The sequence below is a fragment of the Variovorax sp. P4_B11 genome, assembly GCF_056402355.1.
In genome coordinates this window covers 93,040-117,294 of the sequence record NZ_JBFUHO010000020.1, presented here as the reverse complement: position 1 = coordinate 117,294, position 24,255 = coordinate 93,040, and the positions used below count along the sequence as shown (strand labels likewise).

The following is a 24,255-nucleotide window of genomic DNA, read 5'->3' as shown; positions in this document are numbered from 1 at the left end:
CGCCGCTGGCCGCGCGGATCGCCCGGCTGGTGCTGATCAGCCCGGCCGCCGGCTATGGCGCGCCCGAACGCGCCGACGAGCGGCGCCGCGTGCACACGCAGCGCACCGATGCCCTGTCCGGGGCCGGCATCGCCGGCATGGCGGCGCGCGCCGACGCCCGGCTGCTGTCCGCCGGCGCCGGCGAACGGGCACGGCAATGGGTGCGCTGGAACATGGCGCGCCTGAACGAAGGCGGCTATCGCCAGGCGATCGAACTGCTGTGCGGCGGCGACCTGCTGGCCGACCTGCCGCCGGCCATGCCGGTGCGGGTGGCCTGCGGTGCGCTCGACATCGTGACGCCGCCCGACGGCTGCGCCGAGGTGGCCCGCCGGTGCGGCGTGACGCTCGAGCTGCTCGCCGATGCCGGCCATGCCAGCTACGTCGAGCGGCCGGAAGCCGTCGCGGCGCTGCTGCGCGACGGGCTGGCATCCTGAAAACGATCCGAACCACAACGAAGAGGCAACATGGCAATCAACGACATCGACCCGGTCGAAGAAGGCACGGACCGCTACAACGTCCCGGCGCTCGAGCGGGGGCTGCGCCTGCTGTGCGAGTTCAGCCGCGAGCACCGTGCGCTGTCGGCGCCCGAGCTGGCGCGGCGCTTCGAGCTGCCGCGCTCGACCGTGTTCCGGCTCCTGACCACGCTCGAGAACATGGGCTTCCTCGAGCGCGCCGAAGGCGGCCGCGACTACCGCCTCGGCCTGGCCGTGCTGCGCCTGGGCTTCGAGTACCTGGCCTCGCTGGAGCTGACCCAGCTCGGCACGCCGCTGCTGCAGCGCCTGTGCGACGAGCTGCGCACGCCGTGCAACCTGGTGGTGCGCGATGGCCGCTCGATCGTCTATGTCGCCAAGGTCGCGCCGCCCACGCCCTTCGCCAGTTCGGTGACCGTGGGCACGCGGCTGCCGGCGCACGCCACGGTGCTCGGCCGCATCCTGCTCGAAGACCTGACGCTGGTGCAGCTGCGCGCCCTCTATCCCGAGGACCGGCTCGAGTCCTTCTCGCCGAGCACGCCGGTCTCGGTCGACCAGCTGTTCGACATGGTCCAGGCCGACCGCCAGCGCGGCTACGTGCTCGGCGAGGGCTTCTTCGAGTCGAACATCTCGACCATCGCGGCCCCGGTGCGCGACCACAGCGGCCACATCGTGGCGGCGCTGGGCGCGACCATCACCTCGGGCCATATCGAGGAAAGCCGCATGGACGGGATGGTGCAGCGCGTGCGCCAGACCGCCGACGAGATCTCCGGCCTGCTGAACTACGCGCCGTCTTCCAAGGGCCAGGTGATTCCGCTGCACGGCGGCGACCGCGCCGCCTGAGTTGCTGACCATGACGACCCCGAATCCTTCCTCCAACTTCTTCGCCGCCGATGCGCTGGCCGGCCGTGTGGCCGTGGTCACCGGCGGCTCCTCGGGCATCGGCCTGGCGACCGCCGAGCTGCTGCTGGACTGCGGCGCTGCCGTGGCGCTGTGCGGCCGCGATGTCGAGCGGCTCGACCGCGCGGTGGCCGGCCTGCGTGCGGCACGCCCCGAGGCGGGCCTCTTCGCCCGCACCTGCGACGTGCTCGACGCCGCCTCGGTCAAGCGTTTCGCCGCCGAAAGCGAGGCCGCGCTCGGCCCGGCCTCGATGCTGATCAACAACGCCGGCCAGGGCCGCGTGTCGACCTTCGCCAACACCGACGACCAGGCCTGGACCGACGAGCTGCACCTGAAGTTCTTCTCGGTCATCCACCCGACGCGCGCCTTCCTGCCGCAGCTCAAGGCGCAGCGCGCCGTGCTCGGCGATGCCGCGATCGTCTGCGCCAATTCGCTGCTGGCCCGCCAGCCCGAACCGCACATGGTCGCGACCTCGGCCGCACGCGCCGGCCTGCTGAGCCTGGTGCGCTCGATGGCCACCGAGTTCGCGCCGCAGGGCGTTCGCGTCAACGGCATCCTGATCGGCCTTGTCGAGTCGGGCCAGTGGCGCCGCCGCTTCGAGGCCCGCGTCCAGACCGAACTCGACTGGGACGCCTGGAGCGGCCAGCTCGCCCACGACAAGCACATCCCGCTGGGCCGCCTGGGGCTTCCGATCGAAGCCGCACGCGCGATTCTCTTTCTCGCTTCACCGCTCGCGTCCTATACGACGGGCAGCCACATCGACATTTCCGGAGGCCATTCCCGCCATGCATAACCCCCACAACACCATCACGGTCGGCGCCGTCGTCGCCGCCTTCCTCGAGCAATGCGGCGTCAAGGCGGCCTTCGGTGTCATCTCGATCCACAACATGCCGATCCTCGATGCCTTCGCGCAGCGCGGCGCGGTCCGCTTCATCTCGGCGCGGGGCGAGGCCGGCGCGGGCAACATGGCCGACGCCTATGCACGCTCCACCGCCAGCCTGGGCGTGTGCATCACCAGCACCGGTCCGGCCGCCGGCAACATCGCCGGCAGCATGGTCGAGGCGCTGACCGCCGGCGCACCGCTCTTGCACATCACGGGCCAGATCGAGACGCCCTACATCGACCGCGGCATGTCGTACATCCACGAGGCGCCCGACCAGCTCACGATGCTCAAGGCCATCTCCAAGGCCGCCTTCCGCGTGCGCAGCGTCGAGACCGTGCTCGGCACCCTCAAGCGCGCCGTGCAGGTCGCGATGACCGCGCCCACCGGGCCCGTCAGCGTCGAGATCCCGATCGACATCCAGTCCGCGCTCACCACGATGCCGGCCGACCTGTCGCCGCTGCCGGTCGAGCCCGCCGTGCCGTCCAAGGCCGGCCTCGACGCGCTGGCCGCGAACCTCGCCAAGGCCAGGCGCCCGCTGCTGTGGGTCGGCGGCGGTGCCCGCCACGCACGGGCCGCGATCCAGCGCCTGCAGAAGCTCGGCTTCGGCGTGGTCACCACGACCCAGGGCCGCGGCACGGTGCCCGAAGACGATGCCGGCTCGCTCGGCGCCTACAACATCCAGAAGCCGGTCGAGGCCCTCTACCAGACCTGCGATGCGATGCTCGTGGTCGGCTCGCGCCTGCGCGGCAACGAGACACTCAAATACGAACTGAAGCTGCCGCGCCCGCTGTACCGCATCGACGCCGATGCTGCCGCCGAAGGCCGCTGCTATGCCTCCGAGGCCTTCGTCTGCGGCGATTCCGCGCTGGCGCTCGAAGGCCTCGCCGATCGCCTCGAAGCCGCCAGGTACAAGGCCGACCCCAAGCTGCTGGTCGACCTGCGCGCCGCGCACGATCAGGCGGTCGCGACGCTGCGCGACGGCCTCGGCCCGTATGCCGAGCTGGTGCGCCGGATCCAGTCCGTGGCAGGCCGCAAATTCAACTGGGTGCGCGACGTGACCGTCTCCAACAGCACCTGGGGCAACCGTGAGCTGCGCATCTTCGAACCCAGCGCCGGCGTCCACGCCACCGGCGGCGGCATCGGGCAGGGCATGCCAATGGCCATCGGCGCGGCCATCGGCGCCGTGGTGACCGGTTCCGGTCGCAAGACCTTCTGCCTGGCCGGCGACGGCGGCTTCATCCTGAACCTGGGCGAACTGGCCTGCATGGTGCAGGAGAAGGCCCCCATGGTGATCGTGCTGATGAACGACAAGAGCTACGGCGTCATCAAGAACATCCAGGACGCGCAGTACGGCGGCCGACAGTGCTACGCCGAGCTGCATACGCCCGACTACGACCTGCTGTGCAAGTCGATCGCACTGCCGCATGCCCGCGTGCGGAAGCTGGACGACCTGCCGGCTCGCCTGGACGAGGCGCTGGCGACCGAAGGCCCCTTCCTGCTCGAGATCGACATGCTGTCCATCGGCGGCTTCAAGAGCAGCTTCGCGGGCCCGCCGACCAACACGGTCACGCAGATTCCTGCGCTCGGCACGGCCAAGTGAGCGGAGCCCCTCGCATGTCCGCCATCACGCGCATTGCCCTCGTCGGCTGCGGAGCCATCGGCACCTCGATGCTCGAACTGCTCGATGCCGACCCGGCCCTGGAGATCAAGGCCATCGTCGTGCCGGCCGATGCCTTCGCTGCGGCGCAGGCCGCGGCGCAGCGGCTCGCACCGCGCGCGCAGGTCGTGTCCTCGGTTCCGCTCGAAGGCATCGACCTGGTCGTCGAAGCGGCGGGCCATGCGGCGATCGAGGCGCATGTGCTGCCGGCCCTGCAGCGCGGCACCCCTTGCATCGTGGCTTCGGTGGGCGCGCTCTCGGCCGCGGGCTTCGCTGAAAAGCTCGAAGCCGCCGCTGTCGCCGGCGGCACGCAGGTGCAATTGATCGCCGGCGCCATCGGCGCCATCGACGCGCTGGCCGCGGCCCGTGTCGGCGGCCTCGACGCGGTGCGCTACACCGGCCGCAAGCCGCCGCGCGCCTGGAAGGGAACCCCGGCCGAGCAGGGCCGCGATCTCGATGCGCTGACGCGCGAGACGGTGATCTTCGAAGGCAGTGCGCGCGAAGCCGCCACGCTGTACCCGAAGAACGCCAACGTGGCGGCCACCGTGTCGCTCGCCGGCCTCGGGCTGGACCGCACGCACGTGCGCCTGATCGCCGACCCTGCGGTCAGCGACAACGTCCACACCGTCGAGGCCGAGGGCGCCTTCGGCAGCTTCGAGCTGACCATGCGCAACAAGCCGCTCGCGGCCAATCCCAAGACCTCCGCACTGACGGTCTACAGCGCCGTGCGCGCCCTGCGCAACCGCGTCGCGGCGCTGGCGATCTGAACCGAGAGAGAACCCCGATGATTTCCTCCGAACTCCTTCCCCTCAACATCGCAGGTGAATGGCGCCTGGGCGGCGGCGACGTCTACGAGAGCCTGTATCCGGCCACCGGCGAGCCGATCGCGCGCCTGAAGGCTGCCAGCCTGGCCGACGTCGACGAAGCCATCACGCGCGCGCACCACGCCTTCCTGACCAGCGGCTGGGCGCAGATGCTGCCGCACCAGCGCGCCACCGTGCTGCACCGCGTGGCGCAGCTGATCCGCGAGCAGTCCGAAGCGCTGGCGCAAAAGCAGCGCCTCGACAACGGCAAGCCGATCAGCGAGACCCGCAACCTGGTGGCCAGCGCCGCCGGCACCTTCCAGTTCTTCGCCGCCGCGCTCGAGACGCTCGAAGACACCATCACGCCATCGCGCGGCCCCTTCGTCACGATGAGCGTGCACGAGCCGATGGGCGTGGTCGCGGCGATCACGCCGTGGAATTCACCGATCGCGAGCGAGGCCCAGAAGCTGGCGCCGGCGCTGGCAGCCGGCAACGCGGTGGTGGTCAAGCCGGCCGAAGTGACACCGCTGATGGCGCTCGAACTGGCCCGCATCTGCGAAGAGGCCGGCGTGCCCAAGGGCATCGTCAGCGTGCTGCCGGGCAAGGGCTCGGTGATCGGTGATGCGATCACCAAGCATCCGCTGGTCAAGCGCGTGTCCTTCACGGGCGGCACCACCACGGGCCGCCACATCGCGCACATCGCGGCCGACAAGATGATGCCGGTCTCGCTCGAGCTCGGCGGCAAGTCGCCGACCATGGTGCTCGAGGACGCCGACCTCGACCACGCGGTCGCCGGCGTGCTCTACGGCATCTTCAGCTCCTCGGGCGAGTCGTGCATCGCGGGCTCTCGCCTGTTCGTCGCGCGTTCGATCTACGACGAGTTCCTGACCCGGCTGGCCGAAGGCGCCAATGCGCTGCGCGTCGGCGACCCGGCGGCCGAGAGCACGCAGATGGGCCCGCTGATCACCGCCAAGCACCGCGAGGGCATCGAGCGCTACGTGGAGATGGGCGTGTCCGAGGGCGGCCGCATCCGCACCGGCGGCGTGCGCCCGCACGGCAACGGCCTCGACCGCGGCTACTTCTACACGCCGACGATCCTCGAAGGCCTGACCAACAACGCCCGCATCAGCCAGGAAGAGATCTTCGGCCCGGTGCTGGTCGCGATGCCCTTCGACAACGAGGAAGAGCTGATCAAGCAGGCCAACGACAGCGTCTACGCGCTGGCTGCCGGCGTCTGGAGCCGCGATTTCAAGCGCGCCTGGCGGCTCGGCCGCGCGGTGCAGGCGGGCACGGTCTGGGTCAACACCTACAAGCAGTTCTCGGTCTCGACCCCGTTCGGCGGCTGGCGCGACAGCGGCCTCGGCCGCGAGAAGGGCCGCGAGGGCATCTTCCAGTACATGGAGCAGAAGAGCATGTACTGGGGCACCAACGAGCAGCCACTCCCTTGGGCAGACCTATGACACACCCCCAGCTTGGCTCACTTCGTGTAGCCGCCCACCCCCTTGCAGGGGGCAATACCAGCGGCCCGGCAAAGCCGGTTCCGCGGTATTCCTGGAATTGAAGCGTGCGATGGAGATTTTGATATGAGCGTTTTGGGCATCGACCAGATCACCTATGCGGCGGACGACCTCGCGGTCTGCCGCAGCTTCTTCCAGGACTGGGGCCTCTCGCTCGAGTCCGAGGCGGCCGACGAACTGGTCTTCGAGTGCCTCAACGGCTGCAAGGTGGTCGTCGCGGCGTTGGACAAGCCGGGCCTGCCGGCCGGCATGGAAGAGGGCCCGACCCTGCGTGAAGTGGTGTGGGGCGTCGAGAGCGACGCCGACCTCGCGCGCTATGCCGCGGCGATCGCGAAGGACCCCGGCTTCATCGACGGCGAGGTCGACGGCGCGCGCCGCATCGGCTGCATCGACCCGAACGGCCTCGCCGTGCGCCTGCAGGTCAGCCGCAAGCATGCGGTCGACGTCGACTGCGGCGCGATGAACACCTGGAATGCCAAGCCGCGCATCAACCAGCCCGCGCCGGTGTACGAGCGGGCCACGCCGATCGAGGTCGGCCATGTGGTCTTCTTCGTCAGCGACGTCCAGGCCACCAGCGCCTTCTATGCCGAGCGCTTCGGCTTCGTCGCGTCCGACAGCTATCCGAAGCGTGGCGCCTTCATGCGCTGCGCACCGGCGGGCGGCCACCACGACCTGTTCCTGCTGCAGCTGCCCTCGGGCAAGCGCGGGCTGAACCACGTGGCTTTTACGGTGCGCGACATCCACGAGGTGTTCGGCGGCGGCCTGCACTTCTCGCGCAAGGGCTGGGAAACGCAATTGGGCCCGGGCCGTCACCCGGTGTCGTCGGCCTACTTCTGGTACTTCAAGAATCCGGCCGGCGGCCTGATCGAGTACTACGCCGACGAGGACCAGCTGACCGCCGAATGGCAGCCGCGCGAGTTCGAGCCGGGCCCGACGGTGTTCGCCGAATGGGCGGTCGATGGCGGCCTCGACGGCCACACGCGCCGCCAGAAGAATGCCGAAGGCCCCAAGGGCGCTTTCCTGACGGAGAAGAAATGATCGATCTCATGCGCCGGCCCTTGCGCCTCGCCGCCACCGCCGTGTTCGCCTTCGCGGCGCTGACCTCGACCCATGCCCAGAGCGATGCGCACAAGCAGCTTGCAGGCGACCGCTTCACCATCGTCTCGCCGTTCCCGCCGGGCGGTCCGGTCGACACGCTGGCGCGGGTGCTCTCCGAAGGGCTCGCCAAGCGCTATGGCCAACCGGCCGTGGTCGAAAACCTCGCGGGCGCGGCCGGCAACATCGGCATCGACAAGGTGAAGCGCGCCAAGGGCGACGGCCACACGCTGCTGGTGGTGCCGGCCGGCAACCTGACGATCAACCCGACCCTGATGCCGAATTTCCCGTTCGACATCGCCAAGGACTTCGTGCCGGTCACGATGCTCGCGACCGCGCCCAACGTGCTGGTGGCGACGCCAGCGTCCGGCTTCAATAACGCCAAGGAGGTCGTCGCCCAGGCCAAGGCCAAGCCCGGCACCCTGTCCTATGCCTCGCCCGGCGTCGGCAGCGGCCTGCACCTGGCGGGCGAACTGTTCAAGCAGCAGGCCGGTGTCGATTTGCTGCACGTGCCCTACAAGGGCACGGCGCCGGCGCTCAACGACGTGCTCGGCGGCGTGGTGCCGCTGATGTTCAGCAACCTGCCGGCGACGCTGCCCTTCATCAAGAGCGGCAAGCTGGTCGCGCTCGGGGTGACCGAAGCCAAGCGCAGCCCGGTCGCGCCGGAGATCCCGACGCTGGCGGAGCAGGGCATCCAAGGCGTCAACGTGACCTCCTGGTACGGCCTGCTGGCACCGGCCGGAACGCCACCCGCGGTCGTCGAGCAGCTTGCCAGGGACGCCGCCGAGATCCTCGCCGCGCCCGATGTGCGCGAGCGCCTCCAGGCCCAGGGCATGACCGACGCATCGATGAAGCCGGCCGAATTCGCCACGGCCATTCGCGACGAGACCGCGGTGTGGGCCAGGATCATCAAGGCCCGCAACATCGTGGCCGAGTGAGCCTGAGAGGGAATCCCATGGCCACCCCCGCACCGACTTCCGGCGCCCACTCTTGAACCACCTTCTTCCACCGATGGAGCGAACCATGACCGACCGCTATCTCGATCCCCACCAGGCGCGCCAGCGCACCCCCACCACCTACGAGGACCTGCTCGGCGATGCGATCGAGCGCGCCTTCGCGGCCGGCGTCCACGACCTCGCCGGCCTGGTCGAGCGGCTCAACGACAGCGGCCTCGCGAGCCCCAGCGGCAAGGCCTGGACCGAGGCCATCTACCGCGAAGAGATGGCGGCGCTCGGCGCCTGAGTGCCGCGACGCTTCATTTTCCCCATCAAGAGGAACCCCACCATGACCCCCTCCCGCGAAGACCCCGTCGACCAGCTGCTCGAAGTCGGCCTCAAGGATCTCTGGTATCCGATCTGCCCCACGGGCTTCATCAAGGAATCGCCCGTGTCGCTGCGCCGCCTGGGCCGCAAGTTCGCCTTCTGGCGCGACCACGCGGGCAAGCTGCACGCGCTCGAAGACCGCTGCCCGCACCGCGGTGCGCCGCTGTCGCAGGGCGTGATCCTCGGTGACCGGCTCTCGTGCCCGTACCACGGCGTCGAGGTGCGCTGCGACGGCGTCGCCGTGCGCGTGCCGGGCAGCCCCGGTTGCAAGCTCGAGGGCTCGCAGTCCACGCGCTTCTTCCACGTCGAGGAGCGTGCCGGCGCGGTCTGGCTCTACAACTCGAAGGAGTCGGTCGAGACGCCGCCGCCGCTGGTGCTGCCCGAGCAGCTGACCGACGACGACCAGTATTCGAGCTTCCTCTGCTACACGGAATGGAAGGGCGACTACCGCTACGTGCTCGACAACGTCATGGACCCGATGCATGGCACCTATCTGCACAAGCAGTCGCATTCGATGGCCGAGGGCGATTCGACTGCCAAGTTCGGCATCCGCGCGACCGACACCGGCTTCGTGTTCGAGAAGGAAGGCCAGCGCAACGTCAACTTCGACTGGACCGAATGGGCCGATACCGGCGTGCACTGGATGCGCCTCGAGATCCCGTACCCGAAGACCGGCGGCCCGGGCGGCAACTTCATCATCATCGGCAGCTACACGCCGATCTCGCCGACGCTCTCGTGCGCCTTCCACTGGCGCGTGCGCAAGCTGCCCAAGGGCTGGGAGCGGGACACCTGGCGCTTCCTCTACAAGAACCGGCTCGAGGCGCGCCACTGGCACGTGCTCGAACAGGACCGCGTGCTGATCGAGAACATGGAGCCCGATGCCAACCAGCACGAGCAGCTCTACCAGCACGACCTCGGCATCGTGCGCCTGCGCCGCCATCTGCGCGGGCTGGCCCAGCAGCAGCTCGAAGGCGCGGCCGGCTGATCGACCTGCGCGCGGCCCACTGAAAAACCCTTCATCGAGGTTTCCCGTCATGTCCTCTCCCACGCTGAACGCCCTGGTGCACACGATGCGCTACGAAGCCGACGGCATCGTCAGCGTCGAGTTCCGGCCGGCTTCGCCCGCGGTGGACTTCCCCGCCTTCGAGGCCGGCTCCCACATCGACCTGCACCTGCCCAACGGCCTGGTGCGCAGCTACTCGCTGTGCAATCCGTCGACCGATCGCCAGCGCTACGTGGTCGGCGTGCTGAATGATCGCAAGAGCCGCGGCGGTTCGCGCTACGTGCACCAGCAGCTGCGCGTCGGCATGACGCTCCAGATTTCGCAGCCGCGCAACAACTTCAAGCTCGAAGAGGGGGCAGGGCGCTCGGTGCTGGTGGCCGGCGGCATCGGCGTGACGCCGATCTGGTGCATGCTGCAGCGGCTGGCCGATATCGGCAAGCCGGTCGAGCTGCTCTATTGCGCGCGCTCGCGCAAGGAGTCCGCCTTTTGCGAGTCGATCGCGGCCCTGGCGGCCGAGAAATCGATTCCGCTGACCTGGCATTTCGACGAGGAGAAGGGCGGCCCGCCCGATCTCGCCGCACTGCTCGCCGGCAAGGGCGCCGACAGCCACTACTACTGCTGCGGCCCGACGCCGATGCTCGACAACTTCGAGAAGACCTGCGAGCAGCTCGGCTACGCGAATGCCCATATCGAGCGCTTCGCGGCCCTGCACGTCGAGGCCCCGAGCGCGACCCAGAGCTACGTGGTCCAGTGCGCGAAGAGCGGCAAGTCGGTCGAGGTGCCGCCCGGCAAGTCGATCCTCGACAGCCTGATCGATGCCGGCCTGAACCCGGACCACAGCTGCAAGGAAGGCGTCTGCGGCGCCTGCGAAACCCAGGTGCTCGACGGCGAAGTCGACCACCACGACGGCATCCTGACCAAACTCGAGCGAGCGTCGAACAAGACCATGATGATCTGCGTCTCGGGCTGCAAGCGCGGCCCGCTGGTGCTGGACATCTGAGGTCAAGAAGAATCATCGACGGGGGAGGAAGACATGAAGAGAACCCTTGTGGCCATGGCCGCATGCGCAGCCACGTCCTGGGAAGCCCCCGGCGGCGGCCTGGCCGCGAGCTTCCGGCTCGAGTCCGGCCTGCACAACGGTTCATGAACGTCGCCCCCCACAGGAACACAGAGTCATGCACCCCAGAGCATTCCGTTGGTACGGCGTCATCACGCTGTTCGTGATCGTCGCGATCTCCTATGTCGACCGGATCAACATCGCGGTGCTGATCACCGATGCGGCCTTCCTGCAGCACATCGGCATCGCCTCGACCGACCGGGTCGGCCAGGGCCTGCTGGCCACGGCCTTCATGGTCGGCTACGGGGTGTCGGCCTTCGTGCTGACGCCGTTCTGCGCTGCCCTCTTCGGGGTCCGCAGGAGCCTGATCCTCGGGCTGATGCTGTGGGGCGTGGTCACCTTCATCACGCCGTGGTTCAGCGGCTACGGCATGCTGCTGGCCTCGCGGATCCTGCTCGGCGTGTCCGAAGGTCCGTTGTTCTCGCTCGCCTCGTCCTACATCAAGGCGCACTTCGAGAGCCACGAGAACGGCAAGCCGAACTCCTTCGTCAACATGGGCACCGGCCTGGGCCTCGCGCTCGGCTACCCGCTGATCGGCTACCTGCTGGTCAGCTTCGACTGGCAGACCTCCTTCCATGTGCTCGGCGTGCTGAACATCGCGCTGGGCATCCCGCTGGTGATCGCCTTCGTGAAGATGCCGGCGGCCTATGCCGGCCAGGCGAAGCCGAAGTCCTTCGGCGATGCGATGAACCGGGTCGGCGACATCGTCAAGGGTGCCTTGCACACCCGCTACCTGGTGCTGATCACGGTGCTGACCTCGGCCACGCTGGCCTACCTCTGGGGCAGCAGCAACTGGCTGCCTGCCTACCTCAAGGAGGTGCGCGGATTCTCGATGAAGGAGATGGGCTGGCTGGCCTCGCTGCCGCAGTACGCGACGGTGCTCGCCGTGCTGCTGGGCGGCGTCCTGATCGACCGGATCGAGCGCCAGCGCGTGCCCTTCATCTTCATGGCGGCCAGCGTCGGCGTGGCCTTGTCGGTGCTGCTGGCGATCAATGTGCACGATCCCTATGCGGCCGCCTACTGCCTGATCGCCGCCAATTTCTGCTGGGGCCTGCAGAGCCCGGCGATCCCGAGCACGGTGCAGTACTGCGCCCGGCCCGAGCATGTGGCCAGCGCCTTCGGCGTCGTCAACGGCACCGGCAGCCTGGTCGCGGGCTTCATGCCGGCGCTCATGGGCAGCGTGATCAGCCTGGTGTCGGCGGGTCCGGGCGCTTCCGGCGGCGCGGCGCACGGCTTCTTCGCCGGCTTCGCGCTGCTGATCGGCACGCAGGCGGTGGTGTTCGTCTGCGGCTTCGTGCTGTGGTGGCGCGAGCGCGCGCTGGGCGCCTCGGCCTCAATCCCTGTAGCTGCGGTCGATCCGGTCTAGCTTGCGGATCAGCGAGGGCCAGACGAAGGCCCCGCCCATGCCGCCGGTCTGGACCTTCATCGCCTGGCCGACGCCCTCGATGATGCGCGGGTCGACCTGCGTCAGCTCGCCGCCGCCGGCCTGCGCCGCGATCTGGATCTGGCAGGTGTTCTCGAAGGTGTACATGCTCAGGAAGGCGTCGGCCACGGTCTTGCCGACCGTCAGCAGGCCATGGTTGCGCAGCATCAGGAAGTTGGCGCGGCCCATGTCGGCCTGCAGCCGCGGCTTCTCGTCGTCGCGGAAGGCCACGCCCTCGTAGTCGTGGTAGGCCAGCGAGGCCAGCACGAAGGTCGATTGCTGGCTGATCGGCAGCACGCCGTTCTTTTGCGCGCTGACCGCGATGCCGGCACGGGTGTGGGTGTGCAGCACGCATTGCACGTCCTCGCGCACCGCATGCACCGCGCTGTGGATCACGAAGCCGGCCGGATTCACCGGGTAGGGCGAGTCGATCACCTTGTTGCAGTCGGGATCGACCTTGATCAGGTTGGAGGCCGTGATCTCGTCGAACATCAGGCCGTAGGGGTTGATCAGGAAGTGGTGCTCGGGCCCCGGCACGCGGGCGCTGATGTGCGTGAAGACGAGGTCGCTCCAGCCGTACAGCGCGACCAGCCGGTAGCAGGCCGCGAGGTCGACCCGCAGCTGCCATTCTTCGGGGGTGACGAGGTTCTGGATTTCGGAGGGGGAGGTGGTCATGGTGTTGGGGTCTTTCTAGTCAGTTGAGGACAGAGCAAGAACCGCTGCGCAGTTTGTTGGTCTGTCCCGCAAGGGGTCAGGAATGCTTCGCGGCCTTGTAGATGCTCTGCTTCGGCTGGGCCATCAGGCGCCTGAGCATCGGCTCGAACTCCTCGATCGGCAGGGTCTCGGCCTTCGGGTCGAAGGCCGGGTTGTCGTAGAGCTCGCAGAACTCGGCCGTGCGCTCGAAGCAGGGATGGCTGCGGAAGTTTTCGCGCAGGTCGCGATCGAGGCCGATGTGGTGGAAGAAGTAGTGGCCCTGGAAGATGCCGTGGTGCGCCACCATCCAGTGGTTCTCCTCGCTCACGAAGGGCTTCAGGATGGCCGCCGCGATGTCCGGGTGGTTCATGGTGCCGAGCGTGTCGCCGATGTCGTGCAGCAGCGCGCAGACCACGTACTCCTCGTCGCGGCCGTCGCGCAGCGCGCGCGTCGCGGTCTGCAGCGAATGGCTGTAGCGATCGATCGGGAAGCCGCCGTAGTCGCCTTCGAGGATCCGCAGGTGCTTGATCACGCGCTCGGGCAGGCCTTGCGCGAATTGCATGAATTCGCCGCCGATCAGTTTCCAGTCCTCCTGGGTGCTGTCCTGCATGCGGACGAAATTCGCTCTGGCATTCATCGTGGGTCTCCGTGGGGTTTACGGCCCACTGTAGACCTGCACTTGACACTCAACTGTCAGAAATTTGACAATTCGGGCTCTGGTAAACCCCCGGACCCCGATCCGACGCCCATGCCGCAGCCTTCCAGACCGCGTCTGTCCGCTGCCCACCGCGCCGCGATGGAGGCCAATCCCTGGTTCGCATCGATGCCGCGCGCGCAACGCGAAGGCCTGTTCGGCGCGGCCGAACTGATCCACCTGCGGCGTGGCGCGATGGTGTTCCGCCAGGGCGATCCGGTGCACGCGGCCGGCGGCGGCTTCTATGGGCTGGCCGCCGGCACGATCAAGATCTCGACCCTGCGGCAGGACGGCCGCGAAGCCATCCTGGCCGTGCTCGAGCCGGGCAACTGGTTCGGCGAGATCAGCCTGATCGATGGCTCCCCGCGGACCCACGATGCCACCGCGCTGAGCGCGCTCGACCTGCTGGTGGTCCCCTTCGAGTCTTTCGTCCAGCAGATGCAGGGTGCGGCCTTCGCCTGTTCGGTGGCGGCCCTGCTCGCGGCGCGCGTGCGGGGCCTCTACGGGCTCATGGAAGACGCCACGCTGCGTGGCCTGCGCGCCCGGGTGGCGCGCCGCCTGCTGTCGCTGGCGCACGGCGACGCGACCCAGTCACCGGAGCTGCGCGCCTGCATCTCGCTGCCCCAGGAGGCGCTCGCGATGATGCTGGGCGTGACCCGGCAGACGCTGTCGAAGGAACTCAATGCGCTGGCGAAGGAGCGGGTGATCGCGCTCGGCTACGGGCGCATCGCGTTGCTGGCGCCCGATGCGCTCCGGCGGCTCGCCAGCGCGGGATAGCCGCCGGCGTCGTTCAGCGCAGGATCCGCCCGTCCTTGGTGATGCTGATCAGGTCGATGCTGCGCCCCGGGTCGCGCAGGCCCGGACGCAGGTTGATGCGGAAGCCGCCGACGTCGTAGTCCGTCATTCCGGCCATCACGCGCTGCAGTGCGGCAGGCGTGAAGCCCTTGCCGGCGCGGCGCACCGCCTCGGCCGCGGCCTTGGTGGCGATGAAGCCCTCAAGGCCCTCGTAGGAAGGCGCCTGGTCCGAATTGTCGACCGCGGCCAGGTATTCCTTGACGATCGGGATCGCCGACGGCCGCGGCGAGGGCACCACCTGCGAGATCACGATGCCGCCGATGTCCTTTCCCAGCGCCGCGTAGAGCGGGTCGATGCCGACGATCGAGAAGGCCGTGAAGCTGCCCGCATAGCCGCTCTTGCGCAGACGGCGGATCACGTCGGCCGTGGTGGTCGAGAGCGAGACCAGCACGATGGCCTGCGGCGACAGCTTCTGCACCGAGGCCAGCGCCGCGTCGAGCTTGTCGCCGCTCGCCGGCACCAGCGCGCTCGCCACCAGCGGGGCCAGCTTGAGTTCGGCCACCGCCTGCTGCACTGCGGCCAGGCCGGCGCGGCCCATTTCATCGTCGTCGCCGATCAGTGCGATGCGGGTCTGGCCGACCGTCTCGCACTGGCGCACGATCTTGAAGGCCTCGTCGGCCATGCTTGGCCGGACGTGGAACACGTTGGGATGGGCGGCCCCGCGCAGGTTGTCGGCCGCCGCGAAGGGGGCGAACAGGAGGCTGCCCTGTTGCGCTGCTGCCGCCGCGCCGGCGTCGCTGCTGGCGGTGCCGACGAAGCCGAACAGCATGTCGGCCTTGTGAGTGCCGAGCAGGGTGCGCGCATTGGCGCCGGCGCGGGCGGCATCGTAGCCGTCGTCGAGTTGCACCAGCTTCAGCTGGAGGCCGCTGGCGGCGCTGCTTTCGTTGAACTCATTGGCATAGAGCCGCGCGCCGGCCGCGAAGGCCAGGCCGATCTCGCTGGCGGCGCCGGTCAGGGGCACCGACTGTCCGAGGATCACCGTGCGCGGTGCGCCAGCGCGCGGCGTGGCCTGCGCATGGCTGCGGCGGCTGGCGGCGGCGAGCCCGCTGCCCAACAGCAACGCGGCGCCGGACTGCGCCAGCCACGTTCTGCGAGTGAGAGTCATCGGAAGCCTTTCGCTACGTCTTTCGAAAAATGTAGCGACTTCGATGCTGTGGACGAAGGTACTAAGTCACGTTCGGACTTCCGGGCGGCAGCAATCGCTGTCCGACGGACGGCCGCATGGCTCCAGATCTGTTAACTTTTGTATTTGAGTTGTGGCTTTTTGCACAGGGGCAAAGTGCCTTCCAGTGTCAATATTCCGCCTGAACCGGAATCGTTCCGGATGGATGAAATGAAGCAAACCTCAACTGAAATCGCGCTGCTGGAAAGCGCGCTGGTGGCCATCGAAAAAGTGCTGGCCCACGCCGACAGCCAGCTTCAGGGTGCACCTTATCTGGGCCCGACCGCCAACCTGCCGCTGGAGGCCCTCCATACCGCCGCACAGACCGAGGAGCAGCGATTCAGGGCCAGTGCCGCCCAGACCGCGGTCAACATCTGCCTGAGCTCGGCCGCGGCCCTGGTCGACGTCAGCCAGGCGCTGCTGAACCGCCGCGGCGACCGCAGCGACCCGGAACTCGAGCGCGAATGGCGGGCCCTGATCACGCACACCAAGATCGCCAGCCGATCGGCCTATCGCGCGGCACTCGTGATGGCGGCGCAGAAGAACCTGCCGCAGGCCCAGGGTCTGGCGCCGACGCCGGCGGACCAGTTGCCCACCTTGACGCACTGAGCACCGAATCAGCGGCGTTCGAACACCACGTCCCACACCCCGTGGCCCAGCTTCAGGCCGCGGTTCTCGAACTTGGTCAGCGGCCGGTAGTCCGGCTTGGGCGCATAGGCGGCCGCGGTGTTGCGCAGCAGCGGTTCGCCCGACAGCACCTCGAGCATCTGCTCGGCGTAGGGCTGCCAGTCGGTGGCGCAGTGCAGGTAGCCGCCAGGCGCCAGCCGGTCGGCCAGCTTGCGCACGAAGGGCGGCTGGATCAGGCGGCGCTTGTTGTGCCGGGTCTTGTGCCACGGGTCGGGGAAGAACACGTGCACGCCCGCCAGCGAAGCGGGCGGCAGCATGTGGTCGAGCACGTCGACCGCATCGTGGGCGCAGATGCGGATGTTCTGCAACTGCTGCTCGCCGATGCGCTTGAGCAGCGCGCCGACGCCCGGCTCGTGCACCTCGCAGCAAAGGAAGTTCTTTTCGGGCATCAGCGCCGCGATGTGCGCCGTCGCCTCGCCCATGCCGAAGCCGATCTCGAGCACGGTCGGCGCCTGGCGGCCGAAGGCGGCGCCGAAATCCAGCCTTTCGGCGCGGTAGGGCAGCAGGAACTGCGGGCCGAATTGCTCGTAGGCGCGGGCCTGGCCTTCGGTGGTTCGGCCGCCGCGCTTGACGAAGCTCTTCAGGCGGCGGTGCAGCGGATGCGCCTCGCCGGTGGGTTTGTCGCCCGGGGGCGCGGCGGCCGGCGGGTCGGCGGGGAGGTCGTTGGGAGAACTGGAAGTCACGGCGGCGGATTGTAGAGATCGCGCCATTCGCCGATCCAGGAGGCGAGCGCTTCGGCTGCCGTCGCGGCGCCGCCCGGTCGCAGGCCGAGCACCTGCGCAGCGGCCTGAAGCGCGGCCAGCGCCTCGGCCGGCGTCGCCGTGGCCAGCGCTGCGGCGCCGTTCTGCTTGGACAGCTTGTCGCCGTCGGCGGCCAGCACCAGCGGTGTGTGCAGGTAGCTCGGCGACGCGATCCCGAGTGCCCGCTGCAACAGGATCTGGCGTGCCGTGTTGTCCGCCAGGTCTTCGCCACGCACCACGTCGGTCACGCCCTGCTCGGCGTCGTCGACCACCACCGCGAGCTGGTAGGCCCAGGGGCCGTCGGCGCGCTTGAGCACGAAGTCGCCGACCTCGCTGGCGACCGCCTGCTGCCGGCTCCCGAGGCGGCGGTCGTGCCACCGCAGCAGCGCGCCGTCCTGGGTGGCCTCGAAGCGCGAGGCGGCGAAGCGCCAGGCGCGTGCCGGCTTGCCGTGCAGGCCATCGCGGCAGGTGCCGGGGTAGACCCGCTCGCCATGCCGCGCGTGCGCCATGCCGCGTTCGGCCAGCGCCTGCTCGATGTCCTTGCGCGAGCAGCCGCAGGGGTAGGCCCAGCGCGCGGCAACGAGCCGGTCGAGCGCGTCCTGGTAGAGGCCGGTGCGGCGGGTCTGCCATACCGGCGGGGCATCCGGCCGCAGGCCACAGGCGGCGAGCTGCGCCAAGATGCGCTCGCCCATGCCGGGCAGGCAGCGCTCGGTGTCGGCATCCTCGATCCGCACCAGCCAGCGCGCTCGCGGACCGCGGGCCCGCACATCGAGCCAGCTGGCGAGCGCCGCGACCAGCGAGCCGGCATGCAGCGGCCCGGTCGGCGAGGGCGCGAAACGGCCGATCCGGATCATCGCCCCGCGACAGGCAGCTCAGACGCCGCCGGGCCGCCCAAGGCGGCTGCGGCCTCCTCGGGGGAGCAGCGACCCACGACGCATGAAACCGCCGCAGYCCGATGCCAGGGATACCGCGGAACCGGCTTYGCCGGGCCGCYGGTATCGCCCCCCTTGAGGGGGGAAGCGCCGCAGGCGCTTCGGGGGGTGTTTCATTTCAGTTGCTCCACCGCGCGGTGCGCGACCCACGACCCATGAAACCGGCGCAGTCCGATACCAGGGATACCGCGGAACCGGCTTTGCCGGGCCGCCGGTATCGCCCCCCTTGAGGGGGGAAGCGCCGCAGGCGCTTCGGGGGGTGTTTCATTTCAGGCCACCTTGAGCGCCAGCGTCAGGCCCGAGAGGAAGGCATCCTCGACCCGGTGGCCGGTGCACCAGTCGCCGGCGATGCCCAGGCGTGCCTTGGCGTCCCACAGGTGCGGCTTGGCCACCGGCACCTGGGTCTGCGCTTCGGGCCAGCAGCGCGCCTGCGCGTGCGAGGGCGCGGCGCGGATGCCGGTGATCTCGGCGAAGGCGCGCAGCAGCTTGGCCTGGACCCGCGCGGCGTCGTCGCGCAGGTGTTCCTGCGACCAGGCGGCGCTGGCCTGCAGCGTCCAGCGCTCGATCGGGTCGCGGCCGGGCTTGGACGACTCGCGCGCCAGCCAGGCCACGCGATGGTGGGTGCTGCGAGCGGCGTTCCATTGCGGGCCCAGGTGCGACAGCGTGGGTTGGTTGGCCTGGGGGAAGGCGATCATCAGGGTCCAGCAGGGCGCGATGCGAACCGCCTCGATCTTGCGGCTCAGTTCCGCCGACAGATTTCCGTTGCCGAGCAGGGCACGTGCGCGCGCCGGCGGCACCGCGAGCAGCACCGCGTCGAGGCCGGAATAGACATGCTGCGAATCGTCGGCGCCGGCGGTGCGCAACTGCCAGCGCTTGCCATCGAGTGCATCGCGCTCGATGGCCGTCACCTGGGTGCGCGTCAGCAGCGAGTCGCCCAACGGCTGGGCCCAGTGGGCGACCAGCGCATCCATCCCGGGCTGGGCGACGAAGTGCGGCTCGCGCGCGGGCAGGGCGGCCTCGGCGACGCGGCCATGGGCGTCGAGCACGCGCACGAGGTTGGCGCTCCAGGGCTTGCAGACTTGCGGGCTGGTTTCCAGCACGCGCGCGAAGCGCGGATCGCGCACCGTGAAGTATTGCGCGCCGCTGTCGAAGCGGCCGAAGGGCGTCGCCTCGCTGGCCATGCGGCCGCCGGCGGCGGCTTCGCGCTCGAACACGGTCACGCGGTGGCCGGCCTGCAGCAGCGTTCGGGCGCAGGCGACGCCGGCGATGCCGGCGCCGATGACGGCGTAGTGGCGCGAGGCGGAGGATCGGTGGCGGTCGGCAACGGGTCGGGGTGTCATGGCGGTCTCTTTGTCGGGTGGCAGTCCATGTGACTCTAACCGGGTTGGAGGGGGTGGCCGCCTGACGCTTGACAGGAAGAGGCCCGTCACCTGCCCCGGTGGCGCTCGAGCAAGGCGCGGCGGGTGCCTTCGTTCTCGAAGCGCTCGAGCCACCACTGCATCGCGCGACCCGGGCTGCCGGCGCTGCGCACGCGCCAGGCGCAGTGCATGGTGGCCAGCGGCGCGACGCGTTCGGTCTTTCGCTCGACGAGATGTCCGGCGTCGATATAGGGCCGCGCCATCGGCTCGGGCAGGAACCCCCCGCCCAGTCCGTGCAATTGCGCGGCCAGCTTGGCCTGCATCGTCGGCACCGTCAGCACGTCCTGGCCGCCGACGAGGTTGACCGTCATGCTGGGACCGGCGCGCGAGGAGTCGGCCGCCGCCACCGCGCGGTGCTGGCGCAGCACCTCGTCGCTCAAGGGCACGTCGATGCGCGCCAGGGGATGGTGCGGCGCCACCGCATAGACGAAGGCCAGCTTGCCCAGCGGTCGGGTGCGGATGCCGGTCGCGGTGAAGGCGAGGCTGGCCGCATCGAGCACGGCGCCGACCGCGAGATCGGCTTCTCCGCTCGTCAGCGCCTCGATCGTGCCCAGCAGCGTCTCGTCGCGCAGCTTGAGCCGGGTCGGCGGGTCGAGCGCGTAGAACGCACTGACGAGGTCGAGCAGCGGATCGCGCGCGATGACACTGTCGACCGCGATCGTCAGCATCGGCTCCCAGCCCGTGGCGACGCGCTTGACCCGGTTGGCGAGCGCATCGATCTCGCCGAGCAGGCGGGTGGCCTCACGCAGCAGTTCGACGCCGGCTTCCGTCACCCGCGCCTGGCGGCCGCTGCGGTCGAAAAGCAGCACGTCGAGGGCGTCTTCGATCATCCGCACCCGGTAGCTCAGCGCACTGGGCACGAGATGGAGGGCGCGTGCCGCGGCGGCGAAACTGCCTGTGCTGGCCACGGTTTGCAGCATCGACAGTGCGTCAGGCGTCAAAACTTCGCGCGCGGTAGGCCTCATGATCGATCAAAAAAATTGAATGATGCCATCAAACGGCATTGCTTTTCGCGGCGGGGGTCAGCCCTAAAGTTCAGCCATCCGCTGCGCACAGGGCGCGGCATTTCGAAAGGCCCTTCACGAGAGGGCAGGAGTTCGACGATGTTGAAAGTCCGTAAATCCCAGGAACGCGGTTATGCCGATCACGGCTGGCTGCGCTCCTTCCACAGCTTCTCCTTTGCGGGTTACTACGATCCGGCCCACATGGGCTATGGCAACCTGCGCGTGATCAACGAAGACCGCGTCGCCGCGGGCGCCGGTTTCGGCACCCATGGCCACAAGGACATGGAGATCATCAGCTACGTGCTGTCCGGCGAACTGGCGCACAAGGACAGCATGGGGAACGTGGAATCGATCCCGCCCGGCGATGTCCAGCGCATGAGCGCCGGCCGCGGCGTGATGCACAGCGAGTTCAACCACAAGGCCGACGAGACCACGCATTTCCTGCAGATCTGGATCGAGCCGAACGTCCGCGGCATCGCCCCGAGCTACGAGCAGAAGACCTTCCCGGTCGAGGAGAAGCGCGGCAAGCTGCGGCTGGTCGCGTCGCCCGACGGTGCCGAGGGTTCGGTGCGGGTGCATGCCGATGCGCGCCTGTTCGCAGGCCTGCTCGATGGCGACGAACAAGCCAGCCTGGCGCTGGACCCCCAGCGCAAGAGCTACGTGCACCTGGTGCGCGGCGAACTCGAGGCCAATGGCACGAAGCTCGCTACGGGTGATGCGGCCTTGCTCGAAGGCGAAAGCCGGCTGACCCTCGGCGCCGCCAAGGATGCCGAAGTGCTCGTGTTCGATCTTGCCGCCTGAAGTTCACTTTTTTTTCAACCTAGAGGAGTTCATCCCATGTCCACCACCACCACCGCATCGTCCTACGCCGTTGCGGCCACCACCGGCGCTACCCAGGATTCGCTCGCGCTGCTCGGCCGCGTGCTGATCGCCTTGCTCTTCGTGCCCGCCGGCTTCGGCAAGATCAGCGGCTTTGCCGGCGTCGTCGGCTACATCGGCGCCGTCGGCCTGCCCTTGCCGCAACTCGGCGCAGTCATCGCGATCGTTGTGGAACTGGGTCTCGGCCTGTTGCTGCTGGTCGGCTACAAGACGCGCATCGTGTCGATCGTGCTGGCCGTGTTCACGGTCGCGACGGCTGTGTTCTTCCACAACTACTGGGCCATGCCCGCCGACAAGGCGTACATCAACCAGCTGATGTTCTTCAAGAACATCGCGATCGCCGGTGGCCTGCTTGCTATCGCCGCGCTCGGCGCCGGTCGTTTCTCGATCGATAAGAAGTAGCTCGCCCCCAGGTTGCCCGGCACTTCGTGTCCGGGCGCCCACCCCCTACCGGGGGCAACACCAGCGGCCCGGCGATTCACCAATAGGCCTGGCTGCGCCGGCCGGGCATTGCGTACGATGCGCGTCAGTTATTGAGACGGGGAAATCTGATGGCCGACATCGTTGTCGTTTTTCATTCGGGCTACGGCCACACGCAGCGCGTTGCGCAGGCGGTGGCCGACGGCGCGGATGCCCAGTTGCTGGCGATCGATGCCGACGGCAATCTTCCGGCCCAAGGCTGGGAGATGCTCGCCGCGGCGGACGCGATCATCATGGGCTCGCCGACCTACATGGGCGGGCCGAGCTGGCAGTTCAAGAAGTTCGCCGACGCCTCTTCCAAGGTCTGGTACGTCCAGGGCTGGAAGGACAAGCTGTTCGCGGGCTTCAGCAACAGCGCCGCGATGAACGGCGACAAGGACGCCACGCTGACCTACCTGTGGCACCTCGCCATGCAGCACAGCGGCCTCTGGGTCAGCCTGGGACTGATGCCGAGCAACCACAAGGCGGCGACGCGCGATGCGATCAACTACGTCGGCGGCTACAACGGCCTGCTGACCACCTCGCCCTCCGACGCCAGCCCGGCCGAGATGGCCCGCGGCGACCTCGACACCGCACGCGCATTTGGCGAACGGGTGGCCGCGGTGGCAAGATCACTGAAATGAAACACCCCCGAAGCGCCTGCGGCGCTGCCCCCTCGAGGGGGCGATACCAGCGGCCCGGCGAAGCCGGTTCCGCGGTATCCCTGGAATGGACCCGTGCCGGGTTCATGGGGTGGACCACTGAAACGCAACCCTTCACCGAGGAATCACGATGACCGCACCGCTTCTGCTCCAAGCGCACGACAAGGACCTGGGCGGCGGCTTCAAGGTGCGGCGGCTGTTGCCGGCGGCCAGGCGCCGCTCGGTCGGGCCCTTCGTGTTCTTCGACCATTTCGGACCGGCGACCGAGACACCCGGCTCCGAGCATGACGTGCGCCCGCATCCGCACATCGGACTGGCGACGGTCACTTATCTCTTCGAGGGCGCGATGATGCATCGCGACAGCCTCGGCAGCGTGCAGGAAATCCGCCCCGGCGCCATCAACTGGATGACCGCGGGGCGCGGCATCGTGCATTCGGAGCGCAAACCCGAAGCGCTGCTCGAAGCGACCTACGTGAACCACGGCCTGCAGTTGTGGGCGGCCCTGCCGCAGGCCCACGAAGAGGCCGAGCCCAGCTTCACGCACACCGCGGCGGCGGACATCCCGGCCCTCGAGGTGCAGGGCGTGCCGGTCCGGGTGCTGATCGGCGAGGCCTTCGGCCTTCGTTCGCCGGTCGCGACCTTTTCCAGGACCCTCTATCTGGACATCGCGCTGCCGGCCGGCGCGCGCTTCGAGTTGCCGGCGCTGGCGCCCGAACTCGCGGTCTATCCGGTCGATGGCGACATCGCGCTCGATGGCGAAGCCGTCGCGCAGCACAGCATGGCGATGCTGCCCGAAGGCCAGGGCGGCGTGCTGACGGCGCAGGGCGCCGTGCGGCTGGTGGTGATCGGCGGCGAGCCGCTCGACGGGCCGCGCTTCATCACCTGGAACTTCGTCTCGAGCCGGCGCGAGCGCATTCTCGAAGCCGGCGCCGAGTGGGCCGCCCAGCGCCTGGGACAGGTGCCCGGCGAGACCGAATTCATCCCGCTGCCGGGGCACCCGTTCCAGGTGCAGGCGCCGGCCGACACCGGCAGCACGCCGGTCTGAGCTTCAGCTCTTCCGGGCCAGATCGGGGTCTTCGGACGCCCGGGCGCTGGCACGGTTCGAACGCGCGCTCAAGTCGGGCGCCAGGGACTCGCGGCCATCGAACACGAAGCACTCGCCGTGGTAGTGCGCGCCGCCGACCTGCTCGAAGTACTTCAGGATGCCGCCTTCGAGCTGCAGCACGTCGGAAACGCCGGCCTCGCGCATCAGGATCGCGGCTTTCTCGCAGCGGATGCCGCCGGTGCAGAAGCTCACGACCGTCTTGCCGGCGAACGCTTCCACATGCTGGGTCAGCGCCTTCGGAAACTCGGTGAACTTGCTGATCCGCCAGTCGATCGCGCCATCGAAAGTGCCGTGATCGACCTCGAAGGCATTGCGCGTGTCGAGCAGGGCGATGGGCTTTCCGGCATCGTCGTACCCCTGGTCGAGCCAGCGCTTGAGGGTCGGTGCATCCACGCCAGGCGCCCGGCCCGCGGCCGGCTGGATCGCCGGGTGGTCCATGCGGATGATCTCGCGCTTCAGCTTGACCAGCATGCGCCGGAACGGCTGCGCCTGCGACCAGCTTTCCTTGGCTTCGAGGTCGGCGAAGCGCGGATCGGCGCGCAATTCGCCGAGGAAGGCGTGGACGTGGTCCTTTTCCCCGGCGAGGAACAGGTTGATGCCCTCGGGCGCGAGCAGGATGGTGCCCTTGAGCGCCAGCGCATGCGTGCGGGCTCGCAGGTGGTCGCGCAGCTCGGCGCCGTCGGCGATGCCGACGAACTTGTAAGCCGCGATATTCAATATTTCTTGCACGGGGGGC

26 protein-coding genes are annotated in these 24,255 nt (G+C 68.9%); 18 read left to right on the top strand and 8 right to left on the bottom strand.

Annotated elements, in window-relative coordinates; genetic code table 11:
* The 12 genes from AC1DYD_RS19245 to AC1DYD_RS19190 all read left to right on the top strand — a co-directional run.
* Positions 1-473, top strand: a 473-nt coding sequence (locus AC1DYD_RS19245) for an alpha/beta fold hydrolase (RefSeq protein WP_478174349.1), incomplete at its 5' end; no start/stop codon positions are given.
* A 30-nt stretch (positions 474-503) separates the two neighbouring features.
* Entirely contained in the window at positions 504-1,352 is an 849-nt protein-coding gene (locus AC1DYD_RS19240; RefSeq protein WP_478174348.1) for an IclR family transcriptional regulator, read from the top strand.
* A 10-nt stretch (positions 1,353-1,362) separates the two neighbouring features.
* Positions 1,363-2,202, top strand: a complete 840-nt coding sequence (locus tag AC1DYD_RS19235) for an SDR family oxidoreductase (protein ID WP_478174347.1) — start codon at positions 1,363-1,365, stop codon at positions 2,200-2,202.
* Complete coding sequence (locus AC1DYD_RS19230) at positions 2,195-3,892, top strand: thiamine pyrophosphate-binding protein (protein WP_478174346.1); 1,698 nt, start codon at positions 2,195-2,197, stop codon at positions 3,890-3,892. The genes AC1DYD_RS19235 and AC1DYD_RS19230 overlap by 8 nt, the downstream gene beginning before the upstream one ends.
* Positions 3,893-3,906: 14 nt before the next feature.
* Positions 3,907-4,716 carry an aspartate dehydrogenase gene (locus AC1DYD_RS19225; protein ID WP_478174345.1) on the top strand — a complete coding sequence of 270 codons (810 nt, stop codon included), beginning with the start codon at positions 3,907-3,909 and terminating at the stop codon, positions 4,714-4,716.
* Positions 4,717-4,733: 17 nt separating this feature from the next.
* Complete coding sequence (locus AC1DYD_RS19220) at positions 4,734-6,212, top strand: aldehyde dehydrogenase (protein ID WP_478174344.1); 1,479 nt, start codon at positions 4,734-4,736, stop codon at positions 6,210-6,212.
* Between the two features lie 123 nt (positions 6,213-6,335).
* Positions 6,336-7,307 carry a VOC family protein gene (locus AC1DYD_RS19215; protein ID WP_478174343.1) on the top strand — a complete coding sequence of 324 codons (972 nt, stop codon included), beginning with the start codon at positions 6,336-6,338 and terminating at the stop codon, positions 7,305-7,307.
* 8 nt (positions 7,308-7,315) lie between these two features.
* On the top strand, positions 7,316-8,302 hold the full coding sequence (locus AC1DYD_RS19210) for a Bug family tripartite tricarboxylate transporter substrate binding protein (protein ID WP_478174352.1): 987 nt from the start codon (positions 7,316-7,318) through the stop codon (positions 8,300-8,302).
* Between the two features lie 85 nt (positions 8,303-8,387).
* A complete protein-coding gene (locus AC1DYD_RS19205; protein ID WP_478174342.1) occupies positions 8,388-8,606 on the top strand; it encodes a recombinase-like helix-turn-helix domain-containing protein in 219 nt (72 codons plus the stop codon).
* A 42-nt stretch (positions 8,607-8,648) separates the two neighbouring features.
* Entirely contained in the window at positions 8,649-9,671 is a 1,023-nt protein-coding gene (locus AC1DYD_RS19200) for a Rieske 2Fe-2S domain-containing protein (RefSeq protein WP_478174341.1), read from the top strand.
* A gap of 49 nt (positions 9,672-9,720) precedes the next feature.
* Entirely contained in the window at positions 9,721-10,689 is a 969-nt protein-coding gene (locus tag AC1DYD_RS19195) for a PDR/VanB family oxidoreductase (protein WP_478174340.1), read from the top strand.
* Between the two features lie 175 nt (positions 10,690-10,864).
* A complete protein-coding gene (locus tag AC1DYD_RS19190; protein WP_478174339.1) occupies positions 10,865-12,172 on the top strand; it encodes an MFS transporter in 1,308 nt (435 codons plus the stop codon).
* On the opposite strand, the gene AC1DYD_RS19185 is transcribed toward AC1DYD_RS19190, so the two are convergent.
* On the bottom strand, positions 12,140-12,904 hold the full coding sequence (locus tag AC1DYD_RS19185; protein WP_478174338.1) for a class II aldolase/adducin family protein: 765 nt from the start codon (positions 12,902-12,904) through the stop codon (positions 12,140-12,142). The two genes, AC1DYD_RS19190 and AC1DYD_RS19185, sit on opposite strands and share 33 nt — an antisense overlap.
* Positions 12,905-12,980: 76 nt before the next feature.
* Positions 12,981-13,559 (bottom strand): HD domain-containing protein, encoded by a 579-nt coding sequence (locus AC1DYD_RS19180; protein WP_478174337.1) that lies wholly within the window; start codon positions 13,557-13,559, stop codon positions 12,981-12,983.
* Between the two features lie 111 nt (positions 13,560-13,670).
* On the opposite strand from AC1DYD_RS19180, the gene AC1DYD_RS19175 reads away from it, so the two are divergent.
* Positions 13,671-14,393, top strand: coding sequence for a Crp/Fnr family transcriptional regulator (locus tag AC1DYD_RS19175; protein WP_478174336.1), 723 nt, complete (start codon positions 13,671-13,673; stop codon positions 14,391-14,393).
* 13 nt (positions 14,394-14,406) lie between these two features.
* On the opposite strand, the gene AC1DYD_RS19170 is transcribed toward AC1DYD_RS19175, so the two are convergent.
* Positions 14,407-15,576, bottom strand: coding sequence for an ABC transporter substrate-binding protein (locus tag AC1DYD_RS19170; RefSeq protein WP_478174335.1), 1,170 nt, complete (start codon positions 15,574-15,576; stop codon positions 14,407-14,409).
* A 228-nt stretch (positions 15,577-15,804) separates the two neighbouring features.
* Here AC1DYD_RS19170 and AC1DYD_RS19165 point away from each other — a divergent pair, with 228 nt between their 5' ends.
* Complete coding sequence (locus AC1DYD_RS19165) at positions 15,805-16,242, top strand: hypothetical protein (RefSeq protein WP_478174334.1); 438 nt, start codon at positions 15,805-15,807, stop codon at positions 16,240-16,242.
* A gap of 8 nt (positions 16,243-16,250) precedes the next feature.
* Here AC1DYD_RS19165 and trmB read toward each other — a convergent pair whose 3' ends face one another.
* From trmB to AC1DYD_RS19145, 4 genes are all read right to left on the bottom strand, one after another.
* A complete protein-coding gene (gene trmB / locus AC1DYD_RS19160) occupies positions 16,251-17,030 on the bottom strand; it encodes a tRNA (guanosine(46)-N7)-methyltransferase TrmB (protein ID WP_478174333.1) in 780 nt (259 codons plus the stop codon).
* The gene (gene gluQRS, locus AC1DYD_RS19155) at positions 17,000-17,914 is read right to left on the bottom strand and encodes a tRNA glutamyl-Q(34) synthetase GluQRS (RefSeq protein ID WP_478174332.1); all 915 of its coding nucleotides are present in this window, start codon (positions 17,912-17,914) and stop codon (positions 17,000-17,002) included. The genes trmB and gluQRS overlap by 31 nt, the downstream gene beginning before the upstream one ends.
* Before the next feature lie 347 nt (positions 17,915-18,261).
* Complete coding sequence (locus AC1DYD_RS19150; RefSeq protein ID WP_478174331.1) at positions 18,262-19,332, bottom strand: NAD(P)/FAD-dependent oxidoreductase; 1,071 nt, start codon at positions 19,330-19,332, stop codon at positions 18,262-18,264.
* Positions 19,333-19,418: 86 nt separating this feature from the next.
* A complete protein-coding gene (locus AC1DYD_RS19145) occupies positions 19,419-20,330 on the bottom strand; it encodes a LysR family transcriptional regulator (protein WP_478174330.1) in 912 nt (303 codons plus the stop codon).
* 183 nt (positions 20,331-20,513) lie between these two features.
* Here AC1DYD_RS19145 and AC1DYD_RS19140 point away from each other — a divergent pair, with 183 nt between their 5' ends.
* The 4 genes from AC1DYD_RS19140 to AC1DYD_RS19125 all read left to right on the top strand — a co-directional run bounded on the left by AC1DYD_RS19140 (position 20,514) and on the right by AC1DYD_RS19125 (position 23,459).
* Positions 20,514-21,215, top strand: coding sequence for a pirin family protein (locus tag AC1DYD_RS19140; protein ID WP_478174329.1), 702 nt, complete (start codon positions 20,514-20,516; stop codon positions 21,213-21,215).
* Positions 21,216-21,251: 36 nt separating this feature from the next.
* On the top strand, positions 21,252-21,695 hold the full coding sequence (locus AC1DYD_RS19135; protein WP_478174328.1) for a DoxX family protein: 444 nt from the start codon (positions 21,252-21,254) through the stop codon (positions 21,693-21,695).
* A 149-nt stretch (positions 21,696-21,844) separates the two neighbouring features.
* Positions 21,845-22,396, top strand: a complete 552-nt coding sequence (locus tag AC1DYD_RS19130; RefSeq protein WP_478174327.1) for a flavodoxin family protein — start codon at positions 21,845-21,847, stop codon at positions 22,394-22,396.
* Between the two features lie 148 nt (positions 22,397-22,544).
* Positions 22,545-23,459 carry a pirin family protein gene (locus AC1DYD_RS19125; RefSeq protein WP_478174326.1) on the top strand — a complete coding sequence of 305 codons (915 nt, stop codon included), beginning with the start codon at positions 22,545-22,547 and terminating at the stop codon, positions 23,457-23,459.
* Positions 23,460-23,462: 3 nt separating this feature from the next.
* Here the strand turns inward: AC1DYD_RS19125 and AC1DYD_RS19120 are convergent, their stop codons facing one another.
* A complete protein-coding gene (locus tag AC1DYD_RS19120; protein WP_478174325.1) occupies positions 23,463-24,248 on the bottom strand; it encodes a sulfurtransferase in 786 nt (261 codons plus the stop codon).
* Positions 24,249-24,255: the final 7 nt, after the last annotated feature.

Bases quoted from the DNA above. Each gene is read 5' to 3' on its own strand.
- AC1DYD_RS19240 (WP_478174348.1), top strand. From the start codon at position 504: ATGGCAATCAACGACATCGACCCGGTCGAAGAAGGCACGGACCGCTAC.
- AC1DYD_RS19235 (WP_478174347.1), top strand. From the start codon at position 1,363: ATGACGACCCCGAATCCTTCCTCCAACTTCTTCGCCGCCGATGCGCTG.
- AC1DYD_RS19230 (WP_478174346.1), top strand. From the start codon at position 2,195: ATGCATAACCCCCACAACACCATCACGGTCGGCGCCGTCGTCGCCGCC.
- AC1DYD_RS19225 (WP_478174345.1), top strand. From the start codon at position 3,907: ATGTCCGCCATCACGCGCATTGCCCTCGTCGGCTGCGGAGCCATCGGC.
- AC1DYD_RS19220 (WP_478174344.1), top strand. From the start codon at position 4,734: ATGATTTCCTCCGAACTCCTTCCCCTCAACATCGCAGGTGAATGGCGC.
- AC1DYD_RS19215 (WP_478174343.1), top strand. From the start codon at position 6,336: ATGAGCGTTTTGGGCATCGACCAGATCACCTATGCGGCGGACGACCTC.
- AC1DYD_RS19210 (WP_478174352.1), top strand. From the start codon at position 7,316: ATGCGCCGGCCCTTGCGCCTCGCCGCCACCGCCGTGTTCGCCTTCGCG.
- AC1DYD_RS19205 (WP_478174342.1), top strand. From the start codon at position 8,388: ATGACCGACCGCTATCTCGATCCCCACCAGGCGCGCCAGCGCACCCCC.
- AC1DYD_RS19200 (WP_478174341.1), top strand. From the start codon at position 8,649: ATGACCCCCTCCCGCGAAGACCCCGTCGACCAGCTGCTCGAAGTCGGC.
- AC1DYD_RS19195 (WP_478174340.1), top strand. From the start codon at position 9,721: ATGTCCTCTCCCACGCTGAACGCCCTGGTGCACACGATGCGCTACGAA.
- AC1DYD_RS19190 (WP_478174339.1), top strand. From the start codon at position 10,865: ATGCACCCCAGAGCATTCCGTTGGTACGGCGTCATCACGCTGTTCGTG.
- AC1DYD_RS19185 (WP_478174338.1), bottom strand. From the start codon at position 12,904: ATGACCACCTCCCCCTCCGAAATCCAGAACCTCGTCACCCCCGAAGAA.
- AC1DYD_RS19180 (WP_478174337.1), bottom strand. From the start codon at position 13,559: ATGAATGCCAGAGCGAATTTCGTCCGCATGCAGGACAGCACCCAGGAG.
- AC1DYD_RS19175 (WP_478174336.1), top strand. From the start codon at position 13,671: ATGCCGCAGCCTTCCAGACCGCGTCTGTCCGCTGCCCACCGCGCCGCG.
- AC1DYD_RS19170 (WP_478174335.1), bottom strand. From the start codon at position 15,576: ATGACTCTCACTCGCAGAACGTGGCTGGCGCAGTCCGGCGCCGCGTTG.
- AC1DYD_RS19165 (WP_478174334.1), top strand. From the start codon at position 15,805: ATGAAGCAAACCTCAACTGAAATCGCGCTGCTGGAAAGCGCGCTGGTG.
- trmB (WP_478174333.1), bottom strand. From the start codon at position 17,030: ATGGCGCGATCTCTACAATCCGCCGCCGTGACTTCCAGTTCTCCCAAC.
- gluQRS (WP_478174332.1), bottom strand. From the start codon at position 17,914: ATGATCCGGATCGGCCGTTTCGCGCCCTCGCCGACCGGGCCGCTGCAT.
- AC1DYD_RS19150 (WP_478174331.1), bottom strand. From the start codon at position 19,332: ATGACACCCCGACCCGTTGCCGACCGCCACCGATCCTCCGCCTCGCGC.
- AC1DYD_RS19145 (WP_478174330.1), bottom strand. From the start codon at position 20,330: ATGCTGCAAACCGTGGCCAGCACAGGCAGTTTCGCCGCCGCGGCACGC.
- AC1DYD_RS19140 (WP_478174329.1), top strand. From the start codon at position 20,514: ATGTTGAAAGTCCGTAAATCCCAGGAACGCGGTTATGCCGATCACGGC.
- AC1DYD_RS19135 (WP_478174328.1), top strand. From the start codon at position 21,252: ATGTCCACCACCACCACCGCATCGTCCTACGCCGTTGCGGCCACCACC.
- AC1DYD_RS19130 (WP_478174327.1), top strand. From the start codon at position 21,845: ATGGCCGACATCGTTGTCGTTTTTCATTCGGGCTACGGCCACACGCAG.
- AC1DYD_RS19125 (WP_478174326.1), top strand. From the start codon at position 22,545: ATGACCGCACCGCTTCTGCTCCAAGCGCACGACAAGGACCTGGGCGGC.